Annotated in this window: 21 protein-coding genes; 10 read left to right on the forward strand and 11 right to left on the reverse strand. The window is 59.5% G+C overall.

What is annotated here, in order from left to right:
• Nucleotides 1–16 precede the first annotated feature (16 nt).
• The 6 genes from ileS to mutL all read left to right on the forward strand — a co-directional run bounded on the left by ileS (nucleotide 17) and on the right by mutL (nucleotide 9,284).
• Nucleotides 17–3,037, forward strand: a complete 3,021-nt coding sequence (gene ileS / locus AC33YF_RS02595) for an isoleucine--tRNA ligase (RefSeq protein WP_491775638.1) — start codon at nucleotides 17–19, stop codon at nucleotides 3,035–3,037.
• Nucleotides 3,038–3,041: 4 nt separating this feature from the next.
• Nucleotides 3,042–3,590: a signal peptidase II gene (gene lspA, locus AC33YF_RS02600; RefSeq protein ID WP_491775639.1), complete on the forward strand. Its 549-nt coding sequence runs from the start codon at nucleotides 3,042–3,044 to the stop codon at nucleotides 3,588–3,590.
• A gap of 35 nt (nucleotides 3,591–3,625) precedes the next feature.
• Nucleotides 3,626–4,237, forward strand: coding sequence for a hypothetical protein (locus tag AC33YF_RS02605; RefSeq protein ID WP_491775640.1), 612 nt, complete (start codon nucleotides 3,626–3,628; stop codon nucleotides 4,235–4,237).
• A gap of 225 nt (nucleotides 4,238–4,462) precedes the next feature.
• Complete coding sequence (locus AC33YF_RS02610; RefSeq protein WP_491775641.1) at nucleotides 4,463–5,920, forward strand: M16 family metallopeptidase; 1,458 nt, start codon at nucleotides 4,463–4,465, stop codon at nucleotides 5,918–5,920.
• Complete coding sequence (locus AC33YF_RS02615; protein WP_491775642.1) at nucleotides 5,907–7,337, forward strand: M16 family metallopeptidase; 1,431 nt, start codon at nucleotides 5,907–5,909, stop codon at nucleotides 7,335–7,337. The genes AC33YF_RS02610 and AC33YF_RS02615 overlap by 14 nt, the downstream gene beginning before the upstream one ends.
• A 105-nt stretch (nucleotides 7,338–7,442) precedes the next feature.
• Complete coding sequence (mutL, locus tag AC33YF_RS02620; RefSeq protein WP_491775643.1) at nucleotides 7,443–9,284, forward strand: DNA mismatch repair endonuclease MutL; 1,842 nt, start codon at nucleotides 7,443–7,445, stop codon at nucleotides 9,282–9,284.
• A 7-nt stretch (nucleotides 9,285–9,291) separates the two neighbouring features.
• Here mutL and AC33YF_RS02625 read toward each other — a convergent pair whose 3' ends face one another.
• The 3 genes from AC33YF_RS02625 to AC33YF_RS02635 are packed head-to-tail and all read right to left on the reverse strand — an operon-like array spanning nucleotide 9,292 to nucleotide 11,257.
• Nucleotides 9,292–9,786, reverse strand: a complete 495-nt coding sequence (locus AC33YF_RS02625; RefSeq protein ID WP_491775644.1) for a hypothetical protein — start codon at nucleotides 9,784–9,786, stop codon at nucleotides 9,292–9,294.
• An 11-nt stretch (nucleotides 9,787–9,797) separates the two neighbouring features.
• Nucleotides 9,798–10,358: a 16S rRNA (guanine(966)-N(2))-methyltransferase RsmD gene (rsmD, locus tag AC33YF_RS02630; protein WP_491775645.1), complete on the reverse strand. Its 561-nt coding sequence runs from the start codon at nucleotides 10,356–10,358 to the stop codon at nucleotides 9,798–9,800.
• Nucleotides 10,358–11,257: a pseudouridine synthase gene (locus AC33YF_RS02635; RefSeq protein WP_491775646.1), complete on the reverse strand. Its 900-nt coding sequence runs from the start codon at nucleotides 11,255–11,257 to the stop codon at nucleotides 10,358–10,360. The genes rsmD and AC33YF_RS02635 overlap by 1 nt, the downstream gene beginning before the upstream one ends.
• Between AC33YF_RS02635 and AC33YF_RS02640 the strand changes: the two genes are divergently transcribed.
• Nucleotides 11,256–11,687 (forward strand): nucleoside deaminase, encoded by a 432-nt coding sequence (locus tag AC33YF_RS02640; protein ID WP_491775647.1) that lies wholly within the window; start codon nucleotides 11,256–11,258, stop codon nucleotides 11,685–11,687. The two genes, AC33YF_RS02635 and AC33YF_RS02640, sit on opposite strands and share 2 nt — an antisense overlap.
• A 49-nt stretch (nucleotides 11,688–11,736) precedes the next feature.
• Here AC33YF_RS02640 and AC33YF_RS02645 read toward each other — a convergent pair whose 3' ends face one another.
• Nucleotides 11,737–12,099 (reverse strand): hypothetical protein, encoded by a 363-nt coding sequence (locus AC33YF_RS02645; protein WP_491775648.1) that lies wholly within the window; start codon nucleotides 12,097–12,099, stop codon nucleotides 11,737–11,739.
• 166 nt (nucleotides 12,100–12,265) lie between these two features.
• Entirely contained in the window at nucleotides 12,266–13,540 is a 1,275-nt protein-coding gene (gene purD / locus AC33YF_RS02650) for a phosphoribosylamine--glycine ligase (RefSeq protein WP_491775649.1), read from the reverse strand.
• Between the two features lie 125 nt (nucleotides 13,541–13,665).
• Here purD and xseA point away from each other — a divergent pair, with 125 nt between their 5' ends.
• A complete protein-coding gene (xseA, locus tag AC33YF_RS02655; RefSeq protein ID WP_491775650.1) occupies nucleotides 13,666–15,132 on the forward strand; it encodes an exodeoxyribonuclease VII large subunit in 1,467 nt (488 codons plus the stop codon).
• Nucleotides 15,133–15,195: 63 nt separating this feature from the next.
• Entirely contained in the window at nucleotides 15,196–15,420 is a 225-nt protein-coding gene (locus AC33YF_RS02660; protein ID WP_491775651.1) for a DUF2093 domain-containing protein, read from the forward strand.
• On the opposite strand, the gene lpxK is transcribed toward AC33YF_RS02660, so the two are convergent.
• From lpxK to ubiA, 6 genes are all read right to left on the reverse strand, one after another.
• Complete coding sequence (gene lpxK, locus AC33YF_RS02665; RefSeq protein WP_491775652.1) at nucleotides 15,417–16,457, reverse strand: tetraacyldisaccharide 4'-kinase; 1,041 nt, start codon at nucleotides 16,455–16,457, stop codon at nucleotides 15,417–15,419. The genes AC33YF_RS02660 and lpxK overlap by 4 nt on opposite strands.
• Nucleotides 16,447–18,456 carry a glycosyltransferase N-terminal domain-containing protein gene (locus AC33YF_RS02670; protein ID WP_491775653.1) on the reverse strand — a complete coding sequence of 670 codons (2,010 nt, stop codon included), beginning with the start codon at nucleotides 18,454–18,456 and terminating at the stop codon, nucleotides 16,447–16,449. Before AC33YF_RS02670 ends, lpxK begins: the two co-directional genes overlap by 11 nt.
• A gap of 12 nt (nucleotides 18,457–18,468) precedes the next feature.
• Nucleotides 18,469–20,331 (reverse strand): ABC transporter ATP-binding protein, encoded by a 1,863-nt coding sequence (locus AC33YF_RS02675; RefSeq protein ID WP_491775654.1) that lies wholly within the window; start codon nucleotides 20,329–20,331, stop codon nucleotides 18,469–18,471.
• 146 nt (nucleotides 20,332–20,477) lie between these two features.
• Entirely contained in the window at nucleotides 20,478–20,735 is a 258-nt protein-coding gene (locus AC33YF_RS02680; RefSeq protein WP_491775655.1) for a DUF4170 domain-containing protein, read from the reverse strand.
• 52 nt (nucleotides 20,736–20,787) lie between these two features.
• Complete coding sequence (locus AC33YF_RS02685; protein ID WP_491775656.1) at nucleotides 20,788–21,624, reverse strand: 3'(2'),5'-bisphosphate nucleotidase CysQ; 837 nt, start codon at nucleotides 21,622–21,624, stop codon at nucleotides 20,788–20,790.
• A 261-nt stretch (nucleotides 21,625–21,885) separates the two neighbouring features.
• The gene (ubiA, locus tag AC33YF_RS02690) at nucleotides 21,886–22,854 is read right to left on the reverse strand and encodes a 4-hydroxybenzoate octaprenyltransferase (RefSeq protein WP_491775657.1); all 969 of its coding nucleotides are present in this window, start codon (nucleotides 22,852–22,854) and stop codon (nucleotides 21,886–21,888) included.
• A gap of 38 nt (nucleotides 22,855–22,892) precedes the next feature.
• Between ubiA and AC33YF_RS02695 the strand changes: the two genes are divergently transcribed.
• Nucleotides 22,893–23,624, forward strand: a complete 732-nt coding sequence (locus AC33YF_RS02695; protein WP_491775658.1) for a 16S rRNA (uracil(1498)-N(3))-methyltransferase — start codon at nucleotides 22,893–22,895, stop codon at nucleotides 23,622–23,624.
• Nucleotides 23,625–23,744 lie beyond the last annotated feature (120 nt).

The following is a 23,744-nucleotide window of genomic DNA, read 5'->3' on the forward strand; positions in this document are numbered from 1 at the left end:
GGCGGAATTAGGAATTATGGTGACCAAGTCGAAAAGCGGTAAGAGCGCCGCCAGCCCCGCGCCCCATGCGTCGGGTTCGCCGCAGACGGATCGGGATTGGAGCGAAACGCTATTTCTTCCCAAGACTGATTTTCCGATGAAGGCGGGATTGCCTAAGCGTGAGCCAGAGTTGCTGCAACGTTGGGCCGAGATGGGACTCTATGAGCGGCTGCGCGAGAAAGGCCGGGGTCAGGAGATGTTTGTCCTGCATGATGGACCGCCTTACGCGAACGGCCATCTTCACATCGGCCACGCGCTCAACAAGATTCTGAAAGACGTGATCTGTCGGTCCCAGTCCATGATGGGCAAGGATGCCAACTACGTGCCCGGCTGGGACTGTCACGGCCTTCCTATCGAGTGGAAGGTCGAAGAAGAGAAGTACCGTTCAAAGGGCAAGGCCAAACCAGACTTCAGCGACTCCGAAGCCATTGTCGCGTTTCGCCGCGAGTGCCGCGCATACGCAGCGCACTGGCTGGACGTTCAGCGAGATGAGTTCAAACGTCTCGGCATCGAAGGCGATTGGGACGATCCGTACACCACAATGAACTATGGGGCGGAGTCCACCATTGCGCGCGAGCTGATGAAGTTCGCCATGAATGGGCTACTGTATCGCGGCTCGAAACCTGTGATGTGGTCCGTGGTGGAGCGGACGGCCCTCGCGGAGGCCGAGGTCGAGTATCAGGAGATCGAGAGCCCGGCGATCTACGTGAAGTTCCCGGTCATGTCTGGGCCCAAAGGCAGTTCGATTGCTGGTCCCTTGGGTGAGGCGTCGGTCGTGATCTGGACCACGACGCCGTGGACGATTCCGGGCAACCGCGCCATTTCCTTTTCGCCGTCCATCGCTCACGGCCTCTATGAGGTTACTGAAGCGCCCGAGGACAATTGGGCCAAGGTCGGTGAGAAGCTGATCCTGGCCGACGCGTTGGCAGAAACGATCAAGGGCGCCGCGCGCATCGAGGAATGGACGAGGCTGCAAGATGTCACGCCGGATGTCTTGATTGAGGTCGAGTGCGCGCACCCGTTGCGAGATGAAGACACCTACCTGTTCAAAGTACCTCTGCTCGCAGGCGATCATGTCACGGAGGATGCCGGCACCGGCTTTGTGCACACAGCGCCGGGCCATGGCGCGGACGACTACAATATTTGGGTCGAAAGCGAAGGGCTTCTCCGAGATCGCGGCATCGATAAAACAATTCCGTTTACTGTCGACGAGGCCGGTTTCTTCACGAGCGATGCACCTCGCTTCGAGGGTAAGCGCGTCGTCAACGACAAGGGCAAATTCGGCGACGCCAATGAGACGGTCATCCGTGCGCTTGTAGAGGCCAAAGCGTTGTTGGCTCGCGCCCGCTATCGCCACGACTACCCGCATTCCTGGCGGTCCAAAAAGCCCATCATCTACCGTGCGACGCCCCAATGGTTCATTGCCGTGGACGAGGGATTTGACTTGGGTGGCACGTTGCGGTCGCGCGCGATGGACGCCATTGAGAAGACGCGTTTCGTCCCGCCGCAGGGTGAGAAGCGGATCAAGGGTATGGTGGAAACGCGGCCCGACTGGGTGGTCTCGCGCCAGCGCGCGTGGGGCGTGCCCATTACCGTCTTCGTGCACAAGGAGACCGGCGAGGTAATCCCACGCCGAGACTTCAATGCATCGGGCGAGCTTATCGATCGGATCGCGACCGCTTTCGAGTCCGAGGGTGCCGACGCGTGGTTCGTCGAGGGTGCGAAGAAGCGCTTCCTAGAAGGACTCGTTGATGACCCAGAAGCCTGGGACAAAGTCGGAGATATTTTGGACGTTTGGTTCGACTCTGGATCGACCCACGCGTTCGTGCTCGAGCAGCGCCCGGATCTGAAATGGCCCGCCTCGCTCTATCTTGAAGGGTCCGACCAGCATCGCGGTTGGTTCCAGTCGGCGCTGCTGGAAGCGTGCGGCACGCGCGGTCGGGCGCCATTTGACGAGGTTCTTACCCATGGTTTCGTCAACGATGAAGACGGGCGGAAGATGTCCAAGTCGCTTGGGAACGTGGTTTCGCCCCAAGACGTGATTCGCCAGTCCGGTGCGGAAATCCTTCGGCTGTGGGCCATGAGTTCCGACTACGCCGACGACTTGCGTATCGGGCCCGACATCATCAAAGCGAATGTCGACTCATACCGCCGTATACGGAACACTTTGCGATTCCTTTTGGGCAATCTGGCCCACTATCGCGAGGACTCCACGGTTGCGTATAAGGAGATGCCGGAGCTTGAACGCTACTTGCTCTCTCGCATCGCCGAACTCGACGTCTTGGTGCGTGAGGGCTACATCGCGTACGATTTCAAGAGGGTCTTCCACGCGCTTTTGAATTTCTGCGTCAACGATCTCTCGGCGTTCTACTTCGATATACGTAAAGACGCGCTCTACTGTGATCCGATCAACAGCCTGCAACGGCGTGCATCGCTGACCGTCCTCGATCGGCTCTTCTCCGCGCTGACTGCTTGGTTTGCGCCCATGCTGTGCTTTACGATGGACGAGGCATGGATGACGCGTTTTCCAAACGACTCGGGGTCTGTGCATCTGCGTGACTTTCCCAATGTGCCGGACGACTGGGACAACCAGGCGCTTGGCGCAAAGTGGAACAAGGTTCGTCAAGTCCGGCGCGTTGTCACCGGCGCGCTGGAGGTCGAGAGACGAGAAGGCCGTATCGGATCAAGCTTGGAGGCCGCACCAAAAATCCATGTTTCGGACGACGAGCTAATGAGCGCAGTCGACGAGCTCGATCTGGCAGAGATTGCAATCACGAGTGCGGCAAGTCTCATAGCGGGCGAGGGGCCTGCAGATGCTTTCCGCCTTGAGGACGTGCCGGGCGTAGCCGTGGTTTTTACGCGCGCTGAAGGCACGAAATGTGCACGTTCCTGGAAGATCCTTCCTGAAGTGGGGACGGATCCAGAATTCCCGACACTGTCGCCGAGGGATGCAGAAGCCGTGCGTCAGTTCGACCAAGTCCTTCGGAAGGCGGGTTAGCGCCATGGTTCGTCACTGGCTGTGGGGGACTTACTCGCCGTTCGGATTTGTGGTCGCTGCCTTGGTCATTTTGGCAGACCAGGGTTCCAAACTCTGGCTGTTGCATGTGTATGACATTGCGGGGCGCACCAAAAATGGTCCCGTCGAACCGTTCCCCTATTTTCAGCTTCACATGGTGTGGAACCCCGGCGTGAGCCTTGGGCTGATGCCCCAAGATACGACCATGGGTCGTATCGGACTTCTGTTATTTTCTTTGGTTGTCTCAGTGGCGCTTGTCATCTGGCTGGCGCGTGCGACATCGACCCTGACAGCGCTTTCTCTCGGCCTTATCCTTGGCGGTGCTATCGGGAATGCAATTGACCGGGCTTCGTACGGAAGGGTTGCGGACTTTTTCTATATCGACATCCGCTGGATCGACATTTGGCCAATCAAATACATGTTCGACTACGTATTTAACGTTGCGGACGTTGCCATCGTTGTCGGGGTGATCGGACTCCTGTATGAATCGCTGTTCGGGGGTCACAAAAAGGCCGGAAACCCCTCTAAAATGTAAGCAAATCCGGGTTTTGCCGGATTTGAGGGGAGCTTGTGGGGTACATCATAGCCACAAACGCCAGACGCGGGCTTGGAAACATCGCGGCAGCTGTTGCGTGCGCGGTGCTTCTTGGCGGTTGTGGCGGCGTCGAGCTCGAAGGCAAGGTCTTCGACTATGCGGGGCTTTCCGGCACAGTCGGTGGCCAGAAGCCCGACCCCACCATGAACACGCGGGCGCCATTGATGGTCCCCCCGAATACGCAAAGGCTTCCCGCTCCGACGGAAAGCCGGTCCGTGGCAGCGAGCCGGCAGGATTGGCCGGACGACCCGGAAAAGGTTCGAGTGCGTGAGGTCGAACAGCAAAAGGCCGCAGCTGCCGAGGTGGAAGCAAAGGCTGATCCGCTGAACGCGTACGCAGGCAAGGAAACGTTGCTCGACAAGCTTTTCAGTGGCGGAAAGAAGAAGACGGTAGAGGAACCCGTCCCCGACGTGCCGGAACCCGATGCGTCGGATGCCATACCGGGTACGTCCGTCGTGACGACACAGCGGGGCATCACGCCGCATCAATCACAGGCGCCGCTTCCAAATCAGAATACAGAAGCGTTCCAGCCCGCGGTGCCGAACAGCTACAAGACGGAGTCCAACAACAATCGGGCGCTCTACTAGCCCGCACCTTATTCTTCGCGCCTATCGATCGGTTCGGCCCACAAAGTCCGCTCGGGCCTAAGAAACCTTGCAAATCTGTAAGTTTAGCCGCTGCGAATTGGCGATTAGACTAGGCTGAAGCGACACGTCATAAGACCGACATAGTAGGGTGATGCTCAGACGGCGTCGCGAGCGCGATGGCACTTATGCGTCATCTGATCAAGCCTTCCTTCAAAGGTGCGATAAATGTTTGAACAATGGATCGCCGCGTCCCGCTTGAGGGCCGGTCTGGTCGTAACCCTGGTGAGCCTATCAATGCCAGTTGCCACCGTTGCTGCTCAGGCGGAAAAGACTTCTCCGCCGGCTCCTTCATCTCACACGGCTGCCAAGAAGGCCTTCGAATACACACTCGAAAATGGGCTAGACGTCGTTGTCATTCCGGACCACCGCGCCCCCGTCGTCACGCAAATGGTCTGGTACAAAGTCGGCGCAGCCGACGAGCCGCCTGGTGTCTCCGGCATCGCGCACTTCCTCGAACATCTCATGTTCAAAGGGACCGAAAAGATCCCTGCGGGTGAATTCTCAAAGATCGTGGCCCGCAAAGGGGGGGACGATAATGCGTTCACGAGCCAAGACGTGACCGCCTATCACCAACGCGTAGCCAGCGATCGGCTCGCCTCGGTGATGGAGATGGAGGCGGATCGCATGGCCAATCTGCGTCTGAGTCAGAACGATGTGAACACCGAACGCGACGTGATTCTCGAGGAGCGCCGCTCGCGGGTCGACAACGATCCGAGCAGTCTACTCCAGGAGCAGATGATGGCTGCCCTGTACCGGAACCATCCCTACGGCATTCCGGTCATCGGCTGGGAGCACGAAATTCGGCAACTCGATCGAGAGGACGCGCTCGCCTTCTACGACCGGTTTTATGCACCGCATAATGCCATTTTGGTGGTTGCTGGTGATGTGGAGCCGGATGAGGTTTTTGCTCTCGCCAAAGAGACCTTTGGAAAAATACCGCGCGGCGACAAGTCGATCGTGCGCGAGCGCCCCACTGAGCCCGACCATGAGTCGTCGGTAACGGTTACGCTTGAGGACCCCCGGGCGGGACGCACCACGTTGCAGCGTTACTATATCGCTCCAGGATATGCTTCGGCGAAGCCCGGCGAAGCCGAGGCGCTCGACCTACTCGCTCGGATCATGACTCATGGAAGCACGAGCCGTGTCTACCAGAGCTTGGTCGTTAAAGAGAAAGCTGCTGCTTCCGCCGGTGGTTGGTACTCGGACACTGGATTAGATTCCGGGCGCATTGGCTTTTACGCGATTGCTGGAGAGGACGACACGCCTGAGCAGATGGAAGCTGCAATCGAACAGGTCATCGAAGACATACGGAAAAATGGTGTGACCCAAGAGGAGTTGGACCGGGCGCGCGCCGGACTATTGGCCGAGTACGTTTATTCATCGGACTCAATTTCGCGCATGGCGAGACAGTATGGCTGGCGCTTGAGCACGGGGCTCTCCATCGAGGACATCGAGGACTGGCCGAACCGCATCAAGGCTGTGACGGTCGACGATTGTCTCAAGGTCGCGCGGGAGTATCTTGTAGATGAGAACTCAGTGACCGGTATTCTGAAGCCGTCGCAAGAGCAAAGCAGCCGCATTGAAGAAAAACCCCTACCTGCAGCCAGTAATGATAAGTCGTAAGGTGCCGATAACGATCCGCAAATCGCTTGTGGGGGTGTGCTTGACCTTAGCTCTAGCGGCTCAAGGTGCGCTTTCACCCTCGGCCATGGCACAAAAGGCGTTGCAAGACCCGACCGTGCCGGCGGCCGAAGAGACCTCTCAAGGAAAGATGATGAACATCCAAGAAGTCACGAGTCCGGGCGGCATCAAGGCCTGGCTCGTGGAAAGTCATGCGAATCCATTGATCGCGATCCGTTTCGCGTTTATCGGCGGCGCGGCTCAGGATGCTCCGGACAAGGAGGGACAAGCGTACTTTGTGACCTCCATGCTCGACGAGGGCGCAGGTGATCTCGACGCCACCGCATTCCAGGAGCGTGCGCAGTCGCTTGCCATGCGCCTGGACTTCGATGCCAGTCGCGACGTGATGCTCGGCTCTCTTCAGACCCTCACCGAGAACAAGGACGAGGTGTTTGAACTTGCTCGTCTCGCGATGACAGAGCCGCGCTTCGACGAAGGCGCAATGGCGCGCGTGAGAGCGCAGATCTTGGCCGGCCTGAAATACGACGAAAATGATCCATCCACGGTTGCCTCCTTGGCCTGGGACCGTATTGCGTTCCGCGACCATCCATATGGCCGCCCCGTTAAGGGCACACGCTCTTCGGTTGGTGCAATGTCCACGGACGACTTGCGCGACTATGTTCGCCGTGTCTTTGCGCGGGATAAACTTATTGTGTCGGCCGTTGGAGACATCACGCCAGAGGAGCTCGGCGAAGCGCTAGACACGCTGTTTGGCGATCTCCCTCAGCAGTCTGATTTGCGCGACATAGAAGATGCCCAGCCGCCTCTCGGCCCCACGCGCGAGGTCATCCAAATGGAGGTTCCGCAGTCCGTTGCGCAGTTCGGTTTTCGCGGTATACCACGGCACGACGACGACTTTATCGCGGCATACATCCTGAACTACATCATCGGCGGCGGTGGTTTTTCGTCACGTCTCATGGAAGAAGTCCGGGAAAAACGGGGTCTCGCCTATTCGGTGAACTCTCACCTTTTCCCGTACCGCCACGGGTCGGTGTTCGTTGGCAACGTCGCGACGAAGAACGAAGCGGTGGGGCAGTCCTTGGATGTAATCCGGGCTGAGCTGGAGGATGTGGCTGAGAACGGCCTCACAGAGGCCCAGTTAAACGATGCGCAGTCCTATCTGACCGGGGCCTATGCATTGCGGTTTGAATCGTCTAGCAGCATCGCCAACCAGCTCCTATGGATCCAGATCGAGAATCTCGGCATCGACTATGTTGCGAAGCGCAACGGGCTAATCGAGGCCGTGACCCTAGAGGATATCAAGCGCGTTGCTGCTCGGCTTCTCGCACCGGACCAGCTGATCACAACAATCGTCGGTCAGCCTGTTGAAGAACCCGTGCCAGAGGGCGCGCCGGGCTAGGCTCCCCAGCACACGAATCGGCTAAGCTACGGCTCGCGACCGGTGGAGCTTTCCCCCCGGGCGGATCGAGGCCGGGCCTTTGGGTCGAGACATCTGGGTCAACACATGGCCATTCGTCAGCTGCCGCCGAACCTCATTAATCGCATTGCTGCGGGCGAGGTGGTCGAGCGGCCCGCGAGCGTCGTCAAGGAATTGGTGGAGAACGCGATCGATGCTGGTGCGTCCAGCATCGATGTAACGGTGAACGGTGGGGGCCTCCAGCTTATCCGGGTCGCCGACGATGGCAGCGGCATGGGCCAGGGCGACTTGGCGCTTGCCATCGAGCGGCACGCGACGTCGAAGCTCAAAGACGACGATCTATCCCATATTCTGACGCTGGGCTTCCGGGGAGAGGCCTTGCCGTCTATCGGCGCTGTCGCGAGGCTTCGCATCACCAGCCGCGAGCAAGGAGAGGGCGAGGCTTACACAATCGAAGTGGACGGCGGCAGAAGTGCGCCGCTCAAGCCTGCCGCCCGAGCCGCCGGCACAGATGTAGAAGTGCGCGACCTCTTCTACGCCACGCCCGCGCGGCTCAAATTCATGAAGTCCGAACGCGCCGAAACCGCAGCCATTGCCGATGCTGTGAAGCGTCTGGCTCTTGCCCATCCTGAGGTCGCCTTCTCGCTGTCGAATGGCGCGCGCACTACTTTGCGTATGGAGGCATGTCCGCCTGGGCTCCTCGATCATACCTTGTCGCGTCTCGGGCGCATTCTCGGTACCGAGTTTGTGGATGACGCGCTTCCTGTTTCCGCGGCGCGTGGCAATGTCGCAGTTGAGGGATACGCGGGGCTGCCCACTCTCCACCGGCCGAATGGGCTAAGTATCTATCTTGTGGTGAATGGACGTCCTGTTCGCGATCGTCTGATCGCCGGAACGGTTCGCGCGGCCTATGGGGACCTTGTGCCCCGTGGACGATATCCCATGGTGGCGCTCTTCTTGGAGCTCCCGCCTGAGGAAGTCGACGTCAACGTGCATCCCGCCAAGACCGAGCTGAGATTTCGCGATTCCAACGGTATCCGATCCCTGCTGATTGGCGCGATACGAGAGGCTCTATCAGAGGCAGGGCATCGGGCAACGGGAAGTCTGGCCCAGGAAGCCCTGCAGCGCATGCGCCCAGCTATGGGCAGTCCAGCGTCAGAGAACGAGGGTTTGCGGGTCTATCAGAGTAGGCCTCAGACCTATGTTCAGCCGGTAGTGCCGTCCTATCCATCCTCGCGGGGCACCGCCTTCAGCGAGCAGGCGCAAGCGCCTCTTGCGGGCGTCTCGTCTCCTTCGGCCGACATGCGCCGGAGCGCGGCATTCGACGAGCCAGGCCGCGCGTACCCGCTCGGCGCGGCACGCGCCCAAGTGCAGGACACGTTTATCATCGCCCAGACGGACGATGCGCTCGTCATTGTCGACCAACACGCCGCCCATGAACGGTTGGTCTACGAGCGTTTGAAGAGCAGCTTTGAGAATGGCGGCGTGGCGCGGCAGATGCTGTTGATTCCAGACATTGTGGAACTTGCCCCGGAGGCCGTCGACAGCTTGCTCGGCGTACGGGACGAGCTAGAAAGCTTCGGTCTCGTCATTGAGAGCTTCGGCCCGCAGGCTCTTGCGGTTCGCGAAGTGCCTGCCTTGCTTGGCACATTCGATACCCGAACCCTGCTCACGGATCTCGCAGGGATCTTGATGGACGCGGAGGACGGAAGCGGCGCACAGGCGTTGCGGGATAGGCTTGACCACGTTCTATCCACCATGGCCTGTCATGGCAGCGTTCGGGCTGGCAGGCGCTTGTCGCCTGAGGAGATGAACGCTCTATTGCGCGACATGGAAAAGACGCCGTTCTCAGGTCAGTGCAACCACGGACGTCCCACCTATGTGGAGCTGAAGCTCACCGATATCGAAAAGCTGTTCCAGCGCCGATAGGCGAACTTTAAAGCTCGATGCGCTTCTTCCCACGGTGGGTCTCGACGCATGTTTTCAGGGTCTTGAGGGCTTCGCGCGTATCCGAAAGCTGAAGGTTGAGTTCCTTCTCCCGCACGGTGACGCGAAACTCTTTGTCCTGCTCAATATTGCGGACTAGCGCGCCATCGATCTCAAGTGGAACAAGGACGCCGGTCTCTGCGACGACGTCGGACATCGCCGCGAATGAGTCGAGCCCGTCCATATGAATGATGACCGGCTTTTTGGTGCCGGGCTTCATGTTCAGTGCCGAGTTAGCGACGATCATCCCCAGGTTGCCGCCATGAGTCATGACGAAGCCAATCGTCGTGCCTTCGGGATCGGCCAGTAGGACGGTGCAATCGGTGAAGGCTCCCTCGCTATTGAAATTGGCGCGCCCTTTCCAGTCGCCCGTCTGGAATGTCTCGGTTCGAGGCTCAGCAGCCGCCAGGACCAAGGCGAAGTATGTGAGTGCCCATAGTTGCATCGATTTCTCCATCAACGCTCGTATCGAGCGATCGCGATTTCTGTGTCGCTATAGCGGCGCCGGTCGATCTCTATCAGACGTTGAGGCCAATGTAGGACTTTTCCCGCCTGTTCTTCCAAAACCGTGATTGCATTTTCGGCAAGCCAGCCACCCTCGATCGCTGCCTTTAAGGCGCGCGTGCCAAGTTCCCTGCCATACGGTGGGTCGCAGAACACGAGATCAAAAGGCTTCATCGTTCCCACAGGGCCCAATCGGGTTGCGTCGCGTCTCCAAATCTTTGTAGTGCCTGTAAGGCCCAATGCTTCCACGTTGCGGCGGATCGTAGCGCGTGCGGCAGCATTTTCGTCGATGAAAAGGCAGTAGCGTGCGCCGCGCGAGAGCGCTTCCAGCCCCAACGCGCCGGAGCCAGCGAAGAGGTCAAGCGCGCGAACGTCCTCGAAGGCGATTTGTGGTTCGCCATGAGTGAGTACGTTGAACAAAGCTTCGCGGACACGATCCGTGGTTGGACGGGTGTTTAGGCCTTTGGGGGCAGCGAGCGACTTGCCCTTGAAGCGTCCGGCGACTACGCGCATCAGCTCCTCACGCCCAGCGTACGAGACACCGTGCCGCCGAGTTGTTCGGCAATCACCTTTTGTTTGATTTCATCTACGGCCCCGACTTTGAGGTCTCCCAATGCAAAGGGGCCAAACGACGTTCGGATCAGCCGGTTCACGCTCAGGCCAAGGTTAGCGGCGATTCGTTTCACCTCGCGGTTCTTGCCCTCACGCAAACTAATTGTGAGCCAAACGTTGCGACCTTGCGTTCGCTCGAGTTTTGCCTCGATGGGGCCAAAGCGAATGCCATCGACGCTGAGGCCACGTTTGAGCGCGTCAAGCGACCGTTGAGTGATTGCGCTGTGACTTCCCATGTGAGCACGCACGCGATAGCGGCGAAGCCACCCCGTACTCGGGAGCTCCAGGTGCCGCGCCAAGGCGCCGTCCGTCGTGAGGAGCAACAGACCCTCCGTATTGATGTCAAGCCGTCCAACAGAGACGACTCGCGGCAAGGAGTCTGGCAGGTTGGCAAAAACTGTCGGGCGGCCCTGCGGGTCCTTGTGGCTTGTCACGAGCCCCTTTGGCTTGTGGTAGCGCCAAAGCCGCGGTGCTTGAGCGGTCGGGAGCAGTTCCCCGTCCACAAGGATCGTATCGCCGCTACTCACGACGTGTGCGGGCGTTTTCAGGATGACACCATTCACGCACACACGGCCGTCTTCAATCCATTTTTCCGCGTCACGTCTTGAGCAGAGACCTGCCTGCGCGATGGCCTTGGCGATGCGCATGGGCTCCATGTCTCGCTTCGGCGCGGCAGGGTGTGCGCGTCCCCGCTTCCGGGGTGCTTGACCGGAGGACGCCTGCTCGTTCACTTTGGCTTTCATGACGGCGAAGCTTGCAGAAGATCGAGCCTCCGGCAAGCACTCCAGATCGACACCCATGGATGCGGCCTTGGACGAAGCACGCCTTGCTGCGGAGCGTGGCGAGGTGCCTGTCGGGGCGGTTGTTGTTGGTGCGAATGGTGTGGTGCTGGCGCGAGAGGGGAATCGCACCATAGAGCTACGCGATCCCACGGCGCATGCAGAGATTCTTGCCCTCCGTTCTGCCGCGGCGCTACTCGGCAGCGAGCGGCTGATCGGATGCGATCTCTACGTGACGCTTGAGCCCTGCGTCATGTGTGCAGGCGCTATTTCTTTTGCTCGGATACGGCGGCTTTATTTCGGTGCGAGCGATCCCAAAGGAGGGGCGTTGGAGCATGGGCCACGTTTCTTTGGCCAAACCACCTGTCACCATGCTCCCGAAGTCTATGGAGGCATTGGCGAGGGCGCTGCATCATCGCTGCTTAAGCGGTTCTTCGCCGTGCGCCGTTAAATGCGCCAACTTCAGAGTGGATCAAACCTAAGCTGAGTGCGGATAGAGCCTAACGATAAGGCCGCGGGATAGGCGCGTTCTTGTCATGCGGCCACGTGCGCGAGGGATTTACACTTCGCTGTATCGCCTCGTTCGCCACGTTGCCCCAGCTGTACGGCACAAACCCGATATAGGATGACCAGCCTTTCGGCCCCGGACCCTTTGCGGAGTAGGGATAAATGGGCGTGCGATCGCGTTTAAAGATCCTCCGGACCTCGTGGACCTGAAGGCCGGGAGCTTCTGGCTGGGCTATCACGCCGCCCATCGCGTTCGCGGGCGCTGACCAAGTCAGAAGCCACAGATAGAAGAGAATCGCCATGACGCCCACTACGCCGGATACGGTCTTCTTCGAAAGGGGCCGTTGGAGTGTCATGAGCAAATCTCAATAAGTGAACGAGTTGCTAATTCATCTGCAAATAGTGACGTCAACGTGAAAAGGCAACGGTTCACGGCGAAAAATGAACGCGCAACGGGCTGTTGCTGGCGTCATAGCGCGTTTAGGTGAATTTCTTACTAAGCCATCTTCTGGAGAGAAGGCCCTATGCGTCGCACGTGAGAGCACGCCATCCGATGTCCCGGCGGCAAAATCCTTGGGGCCAGTTGATTGCATCTACGGCTTCATAGGCGCGCGCTTGGGCCTGCGCGATGTCGCTACCGAGGGCCGTGACCCCAAGGACGCGGCCGCCGGTTGCAACGATTCGCGTCCCGTCACGTGCGGTGCCGGCATGAAAAACAGTGGATTGCGGTACCGTACGCGCCGCATCGAGCCCTTTGATCTCAGTTCCCTTGTCGTAGGCGCCCGGATAGCCCTTCGAAGCCATAACGACACACAGCGCGGCGTTCGCCTCCCACTCCAGCGTCAGCCCCGAAAGTCGTCCCTTGGCGGTCGCGACGAGCACAGGCAAGAGATCCGACTTGAGCCGCATCATTAGAGGCTGGGCCTCGGGATCGCCGAAGCGCACGTTGTATTCGATGAGCTTCGGGGCAGCAGCATCGATCATAAGCCCTGCATAGAGAACACCCTTGAACGGGGTCCCACGCCGCTTCATGGCTGCGACGGTCGGCAGGATGATCTCATTCATTGTCCGGTCGCAAAGCGCTTGGGTCATGATGGGGGCTGGCGAGTAGGCGCCCATCCCGCCTGTATTTGGGCCGCGATCACCGTCATGGACGCGTTTGTGGTCCTGCGCCGTCGCTAGCGGTAGAACCGTGTCACCGTCGACAAGGGCGAAAAAACTCGCCTCCTCACCATCTAAGAACTCTTCGATCACAACTTCGGCGCCGGCCGCGCCAAAGCTGCCCTGGAAGCAGGCATCGACGGCAGCGTTCGCCTCGTCGCGGGTTTGGGCGATAACGACGCCCTTTCCGGCGGCAAGACCATCCGCCTTGACGACGATCGGCATCGCCTGGCTCTGAAGATAGGCCCTGGCGGACGCCGCGTCGGTAAAGCGCCTATATGCAGCAGTGGGGATGTCAAACTCGGTGCACAGATCCTTGGTGAAGCCCTTAGAGCCCTCAAGCGACGAGGCTGCCTTCGATGGGCCGAATACGAGAAGCCCTTGCGCTTCCAGATCGTCGGCGATACCCGCCACAAGCGGCGCCTCAGGACCTACGACCACAAGCCCAATCTGTTTGTCGAGGCAGAATGCGGCGACCGCGTCGTGGTCGGTGACGTCAAGCGCGGTCAGTTCGGCGACTTCCTCAATGCCCGCGTTCCCAGGCGCACAATAGAGCCTCTCGAGGAGAGGACTTTGCGCTATTTTCCAGGCCAACGCGTGTTCGCGACCGCCGCCGCCGACAAGAAGAACGTTCACGACTACCGTGCCCCGCTTGTTCCGCAAATCCCAGGCTTGTATGCCCTTCTATTGAGGATTCGCAGCATGATGAAAGTCGCGCTCTTAGCACGAGAATAGCGAGTTAAGAAAAAGAGACGGAAGGAATGGCACCCCGCAATCCACAACCTGAGCCTACCAATATCACCGAATATTCGGTGTCAGAGCTGGCTTTCGCCCTTAAGCGGACTGTGGAAGACGCCTATGGGCTTGTCCGCCTTCGTGGCGAAGTGTCGGGCTATCGCGGGCCACACGCCTCGGGTCACTGCTATTTCCGGCTGAAAGATGAAAACGCGGCGATCGAGGCAGTGGTCTGGCGTGGCGTATTTGGTCGGCTGAAATTCAAACCGGAGGAAGGTTTGGAGATCATTGCCAAGGGCAAGATCACGACCTACCCCAGCGGATCGAAATACCAAATCGTGATCGACGACCTGGAGCCGGCGGGCGCTGGCGCGCTCATGGCGCTCTTGGAGCAGCGCAAGAAACAGCTCGCGGCAGAGGGCCTGTTCGATGAAGACCGCAAACAGCCCCTGCCGTTTTTGCCCGACGTAATCGGCGTGGTCACCTCGCCGACGGGCGCGGTTATACGCGACATCCTTCATCGGCTCGGCGATCGTTTCCCTTCTCATGTGATCGTCTGGCCTGTGCGGGTGCAAGGCGAGACCTGCGCGGCGGAGGTCGCCGCGGCCATCGCGGGTTTCAACACAGGTGAGGCCACAGAGGGCATTCTCGCGGACCTGATAATCGTGGCGCGCGGGGGCGGCAGCCTGGAAGATCTTTGGGGCTTCAACGAAGAAATTGTCGCTAGGGCAGCGGCGGCAAGCGCGATTCCTTTAATATCGGCTGTTGGGCATGAGACGGACTGGACGCTCATCGATCTGGTAGCCGACTATCGCGCGCCGACTCCGACGGCCGCCGCTGAGCGTGCGGTGCCGGTTCGCTCGGAGCTTATGAACGCGGTGCGGACACATAGTGTGCGCATGGCTGGAACAATACGCCGGGTGCTGGAGAGCTGGCGCAGTCGCGTCCATGCGTCCGCCAGGGGGTTGCCTCGCCGGGAAGCTATACTGGGACTGCCACGGCAAAGGCTCGATACAGCGAGCGGCCGGCTTCTCCAGGCCCTGCGCGCAAATACGCAGAGCCACCGCGCCATATTGGCCCGCCTATCAGCCCCGTTGCGGCCCGGGCTCGTCGCCCGTCGCGCCGCAGCGGCCCGCGACGTCCTGACGCGTCTCGACCGGGATCGCGCCCGCGCGATTAGTGCGCGGATGGATCGGGCGCGCCAGCGGCTCGACGCCCAGACGAAGCTTCTCCATACGCTTGGCTATGAGAATGTTCTCGCGCGTGGCTTCGCGCTGGTTCGTGACGCTAAAGGCGCGATGGTGCGCAGCGCCGCCATTGTGCAATTGGGTGAGGCTCTCGACATTCAGTTCTCAGATGGCCATATCGTGACCGAGGCAACGGCTACGTCCAAAGCTGTCGGTGCAGCGAATCCCAAGGTCGACAGATCGAAGACCCCGAGGAAGGCTAAGCCCAAACCCGATCCCAATGGGGATCAGGGAAGCTTGCTCTAACTCTAGCGGTTCGTTTTGCCTGACGCTAAGCTGCCAAAAAAGCATGAGAGATCAAAAATCACCATGAATCGATTTGAACGAAATTTTGGGTTCAAGGGCGAAGCCAAGCTCCGCTATCTCGATGGCGAGGTGCAAGTCATCACACCAGGCGAGTTCGTCCGCTGTGCCGTGACCGGCCAAACTATTCCAATCGACGAGCTGCGCTATTGGAGCGTTTCCCTGCAAGAGCCCTATGTCGACGCCGCTGCGTCTCTCAAGCGCGTGCGCGAGAATTCCGAAAAGTCTTAACTAGTCGCTGCTGTGTTCTTGGCGCCGAGGGCATTGCGAAGCAATGCGTTCACCGCGTCCTCGTCATCGAACGCAATGACAATCGGGAACGGGCGCGAGCGCTTCTTCAATTCAGCTAGCGCGCTTTCGTCTTCTTCGTTGGTGAGGCGCGCCCAGTCCTTTTCAGTGGTAACGAGCATGGCCTTCTTGGCTTCCGCTTCGTCGAGTAGCCGCCGTGCTTCCTTTTCGGTGAAGCGATGATGGTCGCCAAATCCATAGCTAGAGATCAGGCGCGCGCCATTTGACTGCAAAGTATAGAAGAACTTTGAAGGCCGCGCGATACCCGCAAAGCCAATCGTCGGCAGGACGCTCAGCCAGCGCGCATCGCAATTGGGGGTAATCGTAGCTCGCAAGGCGGGCTTACCGGCGGCCTCGAATTGTTCGATGAGCTTGTCGCCTTTCTGGCCGTCGCCGATCACGAGGAGAGCGTTTGCAAGCGGCATTTGCGACGCGAGTGGCGCTCGCAACGGGCCGGCGGGAATCACCTGGCCGTTTCCAAGCCCCGCTGCGGCGTCGGCGACGATAAGTGACAGGTCCTTCGCGAGTCCTGGGTTCTGAAAGCCGTCGTCCATAACGATGACATCGGCTTCCGTCTGTTCAATCGCTCTTGCTCCGGCTGCCCTGTCCGCTGATATGAAGGTCGGCGCCGCCTCAGCGAGGAGGAGGGCTTCGTCGCCAACTTCCGTGGCATCTTGACCGGCGGCACGGACGGTCTCTTTAGCGCTTCCGCCATAGCCGCGCGTGAGGAAGGCCGGAGTCTTGCCCATTGATTTAAGCAGGGTTGCGACGGCGATCGCAGTTGGGGTCTTTCCACCGCCACCTGATGTGAAATTCCCGATACAGATTACGGGCAACCGCGAGCGATAGGTCGGGCTTTGCGCCAGTCGCGACGCTGCGGCACGACCGTAGAGCGCTGCAAGCGGGGCTAGCAGGGGGGGCATCAGCTTGGCTGCACCCGCGCGCTTGCCGTACCACCAGGACGGGGTCTCAAGAGGCATGTTGCAGTGACACCTTATCCGGGAAGTACGCCTCGATCGCCGCCAAGGTTTTTGGTAAGGCGCCGGTCATTGCTGCAACGCATGTCGTCGCCTGCGCATGGGCTTCCTTGCGGGCAACCTCGTTCTGAAGCAATTCGAGCACCGCATCGGCGAGACTATCCGCATCGTCGACTTTCCGAGCGCCGCCTGTCTTCAAAAGGTCCGCATACATCTCTCGGAAATTATGGACGTGAGGCCCCGCCAACACAGCCGCTCCCAGCTTGATGGCTTCCACCGGATTTTGGCCTCCATGTTTGACGAGCGAACCGCCGATGAAGGCGACTGGCGTTAAGGCGTAAAAGAGGCCGAGCTCGCCGATCGTATCGGCCACGTAGATATCGGTCTTGGCATCGATTCCGCCACCTTCGGACCGAAGCGTAACTTTCAATCCTCTGGTGCGGAGCATCTCGGCAATAGCCGGACCGCGCTCAGGATGGCGCGGCACAACGATGGTTGCGATGCCTGGAAGGGCCGCCTTAATCTTGGCATGCGCCGCGCCGACGATTTCGTCCTCGCCAGGATGAGTGCTGGCTGCGAGCCAAATCGGCCGTCCCCAGAATGCTGCCGACATGTCCGCCTTCGCCGCTTCGTCTACGGGTGGCGGCGGCGCATCCGCTTTCAAATTTCCTGCGGACAGGGACTGGGGTGCGCCAAGTTGAGAGAACTGCTCTGCGAGCCGTTCATTCTGAGCCAAGACAAGGTCGAACGCGGAAAAGACTGGCCGGCTCATACCAGGCCGGCGCCGCCATCGTTTGTAGGACGGTCCTGACATGCGCGCGTTGATCAAAAGAAGCGGAGTCCCCGCTTGTTTGGTTTCCAGCACAAGGTTTGGCCAGATCTCCGACTCCACCAAGACCGCGAGATCGGGACGCCAATGGTTCAGAAAGCGCCTGAGATAGCTGCTGCGGTCCAGAGGGATGTATTGATGGATCGCGCCTTCAGGCAAACGCGCGCGCGCATGGCGCGCCGATGTCACCGTTGCAGTCGTCAGAAGAAGACGAATGTCGGGCCGCGCCCGCGCAATGTGGTCGATGACGGGGAGCGCGGCATTCGTCTCGCCGACAGAGGCTGCGTGTAACCAGACAAGGAAGCCGGAGGGCCGCGCGGCACTTGCGTTCCCGTAGCGCTCAGGGCGGCGGTTGGGCTCTTCCTTACCCTTTTGGGTACGCCAAGCCAGCAACAACGGGGCGATTGGTGCTGCAAGCTGCGTTGCAAGTCTATAGGTCTTGAGCGCCGTGCCGGGTTTTGCCTTCTCCTCGGGGCTCAGCGGATCACGTGCACCCGCGAGCGCATAGGCGCGCTCGGTCGTCTCAGCGAGGGCATCTTCGATAGCGTTTCGACCGGCTTCGAGCTGGTCGGGCGTCTCGGAAGAAGGTGCCGTCACCGGATCGCCTATAACGATCGCGAGTTTCGAGAAGGGAAGGTTGATCGTAAAGGCACTCCATGTTGCAAGCTTCAAGGAGCGGCTTGTCGCGATCGCGAATGGAACGACAGGGCGTCCGGATTTGGCTGACAAGGTCGCGATGCCGATGCCGGCCCGCCGTGCCGGCCCAGGGGGCACATCCGCTGTCATTGCAACGGTCGCGCCCGCCTCAAGCGCACGCAAGGACTCACGCATTGCCGTTGCCCCGCCGCGATTACGCTTTCGTTTCCCTGCGCCAGCGCCTCGAATGAGATCCATGCCGAATCGCTGCAGGACATCGCCGATCAGCTCGGCATCGCCATGGCGCGAGACCATGGCTTTGACGTCCGCCGGCCGTTTCGGTTTCAGGTTCGGCAGTAGCATGAACTGACCATGCCACATGGCCAGAATTTGCGGATGTTGGTCGAAAAGCTTCGCATCGGTGTCAGCGGGCTCTCGTATGACCGTGCTCGTTGCATAGACGAGCCGGATATAGCCGGATGCGAATTTGCTTAGGATGGCGGTGCCCGGCTCCGATCCAAAGAAACGCTTCAACATCGCCTCGCGCGGTTACTCGCCAGGAACGGCGATAGCATGCAGCTCGTCAGCAGACGCCTGGTCCGGCGCGCCAGCGATGCCGAACTGGTTTCGGTGCAGACGGGTGTAAAGGCCTCCGCGTGAAACGAGTTCATCGTGGCGCCCCGTCTCGACGATGCGCCCCTTGTCCAGCACACAGATCAGATCGGCTTTCTTCACTGTGGAGAGCCGATGCGCGATCATCAACACAGACCGGCCTTGCATGAGTTTCTCAAGCGCCGCCTGAACCTTGGCTTCCGACTCAGAATCGAGCGAACTTGTCGGCTCATCCAGCATGAGGATCGGTGCATCTTTATAGATCGCACGAGCGATGGCGATGCGTTGTCTTTCGCCACCTGAAAGGAGTCCGCCGGCCTCGCCGACCCGTGTTTCATAACCGCGGGGCAGGCTCATGATGAAGTCGTGTGCCGCCGCGGCCTTTGCCGCTGCGATCATTTCGTCCTCATCGAGGGGTTTCGCGCCATAAGCGATATTGGCGCGGATCGTATCGTCGAACAGAACCGGGTCTTGTGTCACAAGACCGATGGCATCGCGCAAGGACGACACAGTCACGCCCTTTATGTCCTGGCCGTCGATCAGAACCGCTCCCTCTTGGGGATCGAAGAAGCGCAGGGCGAGGTTAACAAGCGTGCTTTTGCCGGACCCTGAGGGCCCAACAAGAGCAACGGTTTTTCCCGGAGGCACGGTCAGCGTCACGCCTTTCAGGACGACGTTCTCGGGATCGTAGGCAAAGCTTACATCGCGAAACTCAATCTGGCCGTCAGTGAGCTCAAGCGGTTTGGCATCCTTTGCTTCGACGAGCTTGCTGGGACGGTCAATGATCCCGAACACGCGGGTCGCTGCGGCGACACCTTCCTGCAACTGCGTTTGGAGCGTGGCGAGGCTCTTGAGCGGCGCATAGATCAGAAGCGCCGCCGTTGTGAATCCCATGAAATGGCCGAGAGAGGAGTCGCCCCGAATACCGTTCGTACCCGCCACATAGATCGCGACGGCAAAGCCAAGGCCAACCAACAATTCCATGGCAGGACTGGACAGAGCCCGAGCGCGCATGCCGCGCATTGTGTATTCGAGCGCCCGGTTGACCGCCTCGCTCGCGCGCTTCTCTTCTTGAGCTTCCTGCTTATAGGCACGCACGACGCGCATTCCTTGCAGGGTCTGAGTAACGAGTGCGGACAAATCGCCGGTTTCCTGCAGCGACTTTGTTGTCGATTTTCGCATCTTGCGCCGCTGGCGGGATAGCATCAGCCACGCGAACGGCATGAAGAGCAGCACAAGTATCGAGAGGCGTGGGGCCATATAAATCATGGAGCCAACGAGTATGACGACCTTGAGCAGGTTCTCGCCGAGGGTCACAATCGTGCGGCTAGCTGTGGCCCGCATCAGAGTTGCGTCGTTCAAGAACCCTGAGAGAATGCGACCGGAATGGACGGTCTGTATCCAGCCGAGATCCGCTTCGGCGAGCTTCCCGAACATCTGCAAGCGCAAGTCTGCGATGAAGCGGTGCCCGAGATAACCGATAGTCACATTCGCCACATATTCCGAAACGGCCTTCAGGGTCGTGATGACAACAACAGCAAGCGTGATCCATAGGACCATGTCGGCATTCTTATCGACGAAGATATCGTCGGCCGTCCGCTGAATAAGAAAGGGGATCGCTCCGGTTGTGACGGCCGTGAGCAACATGGCCAGAATGCCAAAACCCAGAAGTACGCCATGAGGCCGAAGATTCTCATGCCAGATTCGCTCGACAATCTGACGTGTCGTATAGCGCTCGGCCGTGAGCTCATCACCACCGCGAGCGGCCACGCGGGCATCTATGAAGACGTTGTCTTTCAAGGGTTATCCCGAATCTTGCGGGGCACGGCTGGCGTGCCCAAGCTCCTGTATCCCTTGTCTAGCACGAGAGCCATGGGACCTTTAAGGCGAAATCCCGTTAAGGACCAGCCCTCTCGGGGGCTTAGACGGGGTGGCGCGTCATTCAGCTAAGCTGCATCGGGGTCGAGAAGCCGATGAAGGTGTACGATGAAGTAGCGCATATGAGCGTCGTCCACTGAGCGCTGCGCGGCGTCTTTCCATGCGTCATAGGCGGTCGCGTAGTTGGGATAAATGCCGACGACGTCCAATTTGCTCAGATCGTCGAAATGCACCCTGTCCAATTCGGTTAGGTGCCCGCCGAAGACGAGGTGAAGCAGTTGCTTGTCGTCCTCTGCTTTTGCCGGCGCATTGCTGTTTGCAGACATGCGAAATCCCCCTCGCTGACTTGTTCGCCAAGGCAATGTGCCGAATTGTGCTTTAAAGGTCCACGCGGCTTGTGCGCTCGATCAGCGCAGGGTGCAAGGCCTTGCCGCTGGCGACCAGGCTAGGAAACTTGGGATTTTCGCTATTGTATTTGTGCAAATTCCCAAGGTGATCGGTGATTACGCCTCCGGCTTCTTCGACAATCACCGCCGCCGCGGCCAGATCCCATTCCGCTTTGGGTGTCAATGAAATCGTGGCGTCGCCTGTCCCATCAGCTACGAGCGCGAGGCGATAGGCGACGGAATTCACCCACCGCGCGGTAACGTCGGGCCAAGGGTTCTCCCAAATCTTCTTCCGAAAAAGCCCGCCGCTTGCGATTACCTTCGTACCTTCCAACGTCGCCTTGTCAGTTGTGCGGATCGGCGCGTCATTGAGAAAGGCGCCGGCCCCGCGGATGGCATGAAAAAACTCGCCGCTTTCCGGGTTGTAAACGACCCCGATAACCGGGGTCCCATTCTCAACCAGGGCAACGGAAATCGTCCATTCAGGGATTTCCCGCAAGAACGCGCCTGTCCCGTCAATAGGATCGACCATCCAGACCCGCGAATGTTTAAGGCGTGAGCGATCGTCGGGGCTTTCTTCCGATAGCCAACCGTAATCCTTGCGCCGCGTCGTCAAGTCGAGTTTTAGGGCCGCATCCACCGCCAAGTCAGCCTCGCTAACCTGTGAACCATCCGACTTTGTGAAGGCTTTTGGGGACTCCTTGAAGTAGCTCGACGCTAACGCGCCAGCTTCCCGGACGGCGCGGCGGAGGATCTCGAAGTCTTCTTCACGGCTCGGCAATGAGGTATGTGCCTCTTCGGAAGTCTTATCGTGGGTTATCGCGGTCATCAGTCGGTGGGAACACTCTCTAAACCATGCTGGAAGCTACCGGTCGTTAATGACGTCTATTAAGCGTCCGGGAAACGTTCCGTGGCACCATCCTGGCAATCAAGGCTACCTCAAGGCAGCCAATAAGGAAGCTAACAGCAAGGCGTCACACGGGCCTCGGTTGCGATACGCACCGGGGCCCACTTGCGTCGTGCTTCGGAACGCGCGCAAGTCACCCATGGGTGTCTAGGCTGATTTGCTTGTACCCGACACATCGTCCCTTCAGAGGGAAGATGCAAGCGTCATATCCAACAGAATCGCGAAAAAAACAATCAAACCAAAGTCTCGATTGGATCTAAATCGGGCGAGGCAGTTGCTGGCATCGTCGATGTCGAGTGTCGCGATTTGCCAAATGAGCTGGCCGCACGCGAGAGCGAGGCCGGCGAAGAAAACGGGACCCGCCCCTGCAAGCACTCCCGCAAGTCCCATGGCCGACCCTGTCACCGTGTAAAAAACTGTTAGCCAAGACTTCGTGTTGGCGCCGAATCTCAGCGCAGTGGATTTCATCCCGATCAGGGCATCGTCCTCGCGGTCCTGATGGGCGTAAATGGTGTCGTATCCGATGGTCCAGGCGACGGAGCCCACGTAGAGGGCGACAGGCGCCCAATCAAGACCACCCGTAACGGCAGCCCAGCCCATGAGCGCACCCCAGTTGAAGGCGAGGCCCAGGACGGCTTGCGGCCAATGGCTAACACGCTTCATGAACGGGTAGAGAGCCACAATCGGAACGACAGCAAATCCCAACCAAATCGAAAAGCCATTGAGGCTGAGAAGCACGGCGAGGCCAACGAGGCACTGAGCAACCAAGAAAACGATGGCACTGCTCAACGAGACCTGCCCACTCGGGATGGGCCGCGAGCGCGTGCGCGCCACTTTAGCGTCGATATCGCGATCGACGATATCGTTGTACGTGCATCCGGCGCCGCGCATGGCAATGGCGCCGATCGCAAACAGCACCAGCAGCCGGAGATCGGGATAGACTGCGCTCGTGTGAATGCCTGCCAAGCCCACAGACCAGAAGCAGGGCAGCGCCAACAGGTAGAAGCCGACGGGACGATCTACGCGGGCAAGCCGTAGATAGGGCAGCGCCCATGCCGGCGCATAGCGGTCCACCCAGTTCTGTGCGCGCGCATCGGCAACGGGTGCCGATGCCGAATCGCTAGCTTTGCCTTCATTGTCCGGACGTGTCATGTGTCCTGCCGTTTCGCTTGTACTGCGGCTTGCTGACTATGCCCTCTAAACTGCCACGGCTGTTCGTCAAGTCCCCGCTCGGTTCGGGTACGGAGGTTGTGCTCGATCGAGATCAAACGCACTACCTCGCGAATGTGCTTCGATTAAAGCCTGACTCGTACGTCTTGCTCTTTAACGGCCGCGACGGTGAGTGGTGCGCCCGCATTTGTAAGGCTGGCAAGAAGGCCATGAACCTGGAGGCAGAGCACCAGACCCGGCCTCAAGAAGATGGGCCCGATCTGCATTATCTTTTCGCGCCCATCAAGCGCGCGCGTGTCGACTATGTGGCGCAGAAGGCAACGGAGATGGGCGCGAGCGTCTTGCGGCCCGTCATCACGCGCCGAACCGTCGCTGAACGGGTCAAGGTCGAACGCCTTGAAGTGAACGCGGTAGAGGCTGCTGAGCAATGCGGCATCTTGCGGGTGCCTCGAGTGGATGCCCCGCAGAAGCTCGAAGACATTCTGTCGACATGGGACGCCACCCGGCTTCTTGTTGTGGCCGATGAGACTGCGGCGGTCGCGTCGCCCCTCGAGGCATTGGCATCGGAGGCGGCTCGTCCGCATGCCGTCTTGATCGGGCCCGAAGGCGGCTTCGACCCCGAGGAACGCGATCTATTGCTGCGGCAAGAATTTGTGCTGCCAATCTCGCTGGGCCCCCGTGTGATGCGTGCGGACACGGCTGCTGTCGCGTGCCTTGCGCTCGTTAATGCCGTCTGGGGTGACTGGCGTTAGACACTTCGGCAAAACTCTTCGGCCCTGTGACTCGATTGTCACAGGTTATGCGAGAAGCTTGGTCTATCCTCGCAAAGGTGGCCATAAGCCGTTACGGTTACTGACCACGACACACATCAT

The sequence above is a fragment of the Methyloceanibacter sp. genome, assembly GCF_058506495.1.

What these genes read in the sequence shown, in the direction of transcription:
- ileS (WP_491775638.1), top strand. Translation starts at nt 17, where the DNA reads ATGGTGACCAAGTCGAAAAGCGGTAAGAGCGCCGCCAGCCCCGCGCCC.
- lspA (WP_491775639.1), top strand. Translation starts at nt 3,042, where the DNA reads ATGGTTCGTCACTGGCTGTGGGGGACTTACTCGCCGTTCGGATTTGTG.
- AC33YF_RS02610 (WP_491775641.1), top strand. Translation starts at nt 4,463, where the DNA reads ATGTTTGAACAATGGATCGCCGCGTCCCGCTTGAGGGCCGGTCTGGTC.
- AC33YF_RS02615 (WP_491775642.1), top strand. Translation starts at nt 5,907, where the DNA reads ATGATAAGTCGTAAGGTGCCGATAACGATCCGCAAATCGCTTGTGGGG.
- mutL (WP_491775643.1), top strand. Translation starts at nt 7,443, where the DNA reads ATGGCCATTCGTCAGCTGCCGCCGAACCTCATTAATCGCATTGCTGCG.
- AC33YF_RS02625 (WP_491775644.1), bottom strand. Translation starts at nt 9,786, where the DNA reads ATGCAACTATGGGCACTCACATACTTCGCCTTGGTCCTGGCGGCTGCT.
- rsmD (WP_491775645.1), bottom strand. Translation starts at nt 10,358, where the DNA reads ATGCGCGTAGTCGCCGGACGCTTCAAGGGCAAGTCGCTCGCTGCCCCC.
- AC33YF_RS02640 (WP_491775647.1), top strand. Translation starts at nt 11,256, where the DNA reads ATGGATGCGGCCTTGGACGAAGCACGCCTTGCTGCGGAGCGTGGCGAG.
- AC33YF_RS02635 (WP_491775646.1), bottom strand. Translation starts at nt 11,257, where the DNA reads ATGGGTGTCGATCTGGAGTGCTTGCCGGAGGCTCGATCTTCTGCAAGC.
- AC33YF_RS02645 (WP_491775648.1), bottom strand. Translation starts at nt 12,099, where the DNA reads ATGACACTCCAACGGCCCCTTTCGAAGAAGACCGTATCCGGCGTAGTG.
- xseA (WP_491775650.1), top strand. Translation starts at nt 13,666, where the DNA reads ATGGCACCCCGCAATCCACAACCTGAGCCTACCAATATCACCGAATAT.
- AC33YF_RS02660 (WP_491775651.1), top strand. Translation starts at nt 15,196, where the DNA reads ATGAATCGATTTGAACGAAATTTTGGGTTCAAGGGCGAAGCCAAGCTC.
- lpxK (WP_491775652.1), bottom strand. Translation starts at nt 16,457, where the DNA reads ATGCCTCTTGAGACCCCGTCCTGGTGGTACGGCAAGCGCGCGGGTGCA.
- AC33YF_RS02670 (WP_491775653.1), bottom strand. Translation starts at nt 18,456, where the DNA reads ATGTTGAAGCGTTTCTTTGGATCGGAGCCGGGCACCGCCATCCTAAGC.
- AC33YF_RS02680 (WP_491775655.1), bottom strand. Translation starts at nt 20,735, where the DNA reads ATGTCTGCAAACAGCAATGCGCCGGCAAAAGCAGAGGACGACAAGCAA.
- AC33YF_RS02685 (WP_491775656.1), bottom strand. Translation starts at nt 21,624, where the DNA reads ATGACCGCGATAACCCACGATAAGACTTCCGAAGAGGCACATACCTCA.
- ubiA (WP_491775657.1), bottom strand. Translation starts at nt 22,854, where the DNA reads ATGACACGTCCGGACAATGAAGGCAAAGCTAGCGATTCGGCATCGGCA.
- AC33YF_RS02695 (WP_491775658.1), top strand. Translation starts at nt 22,893, where the DNA reads ATGCCCTCTAAACTGCCACGGCTGTTCGTCAAGTCCCCGCTCGGTTCG.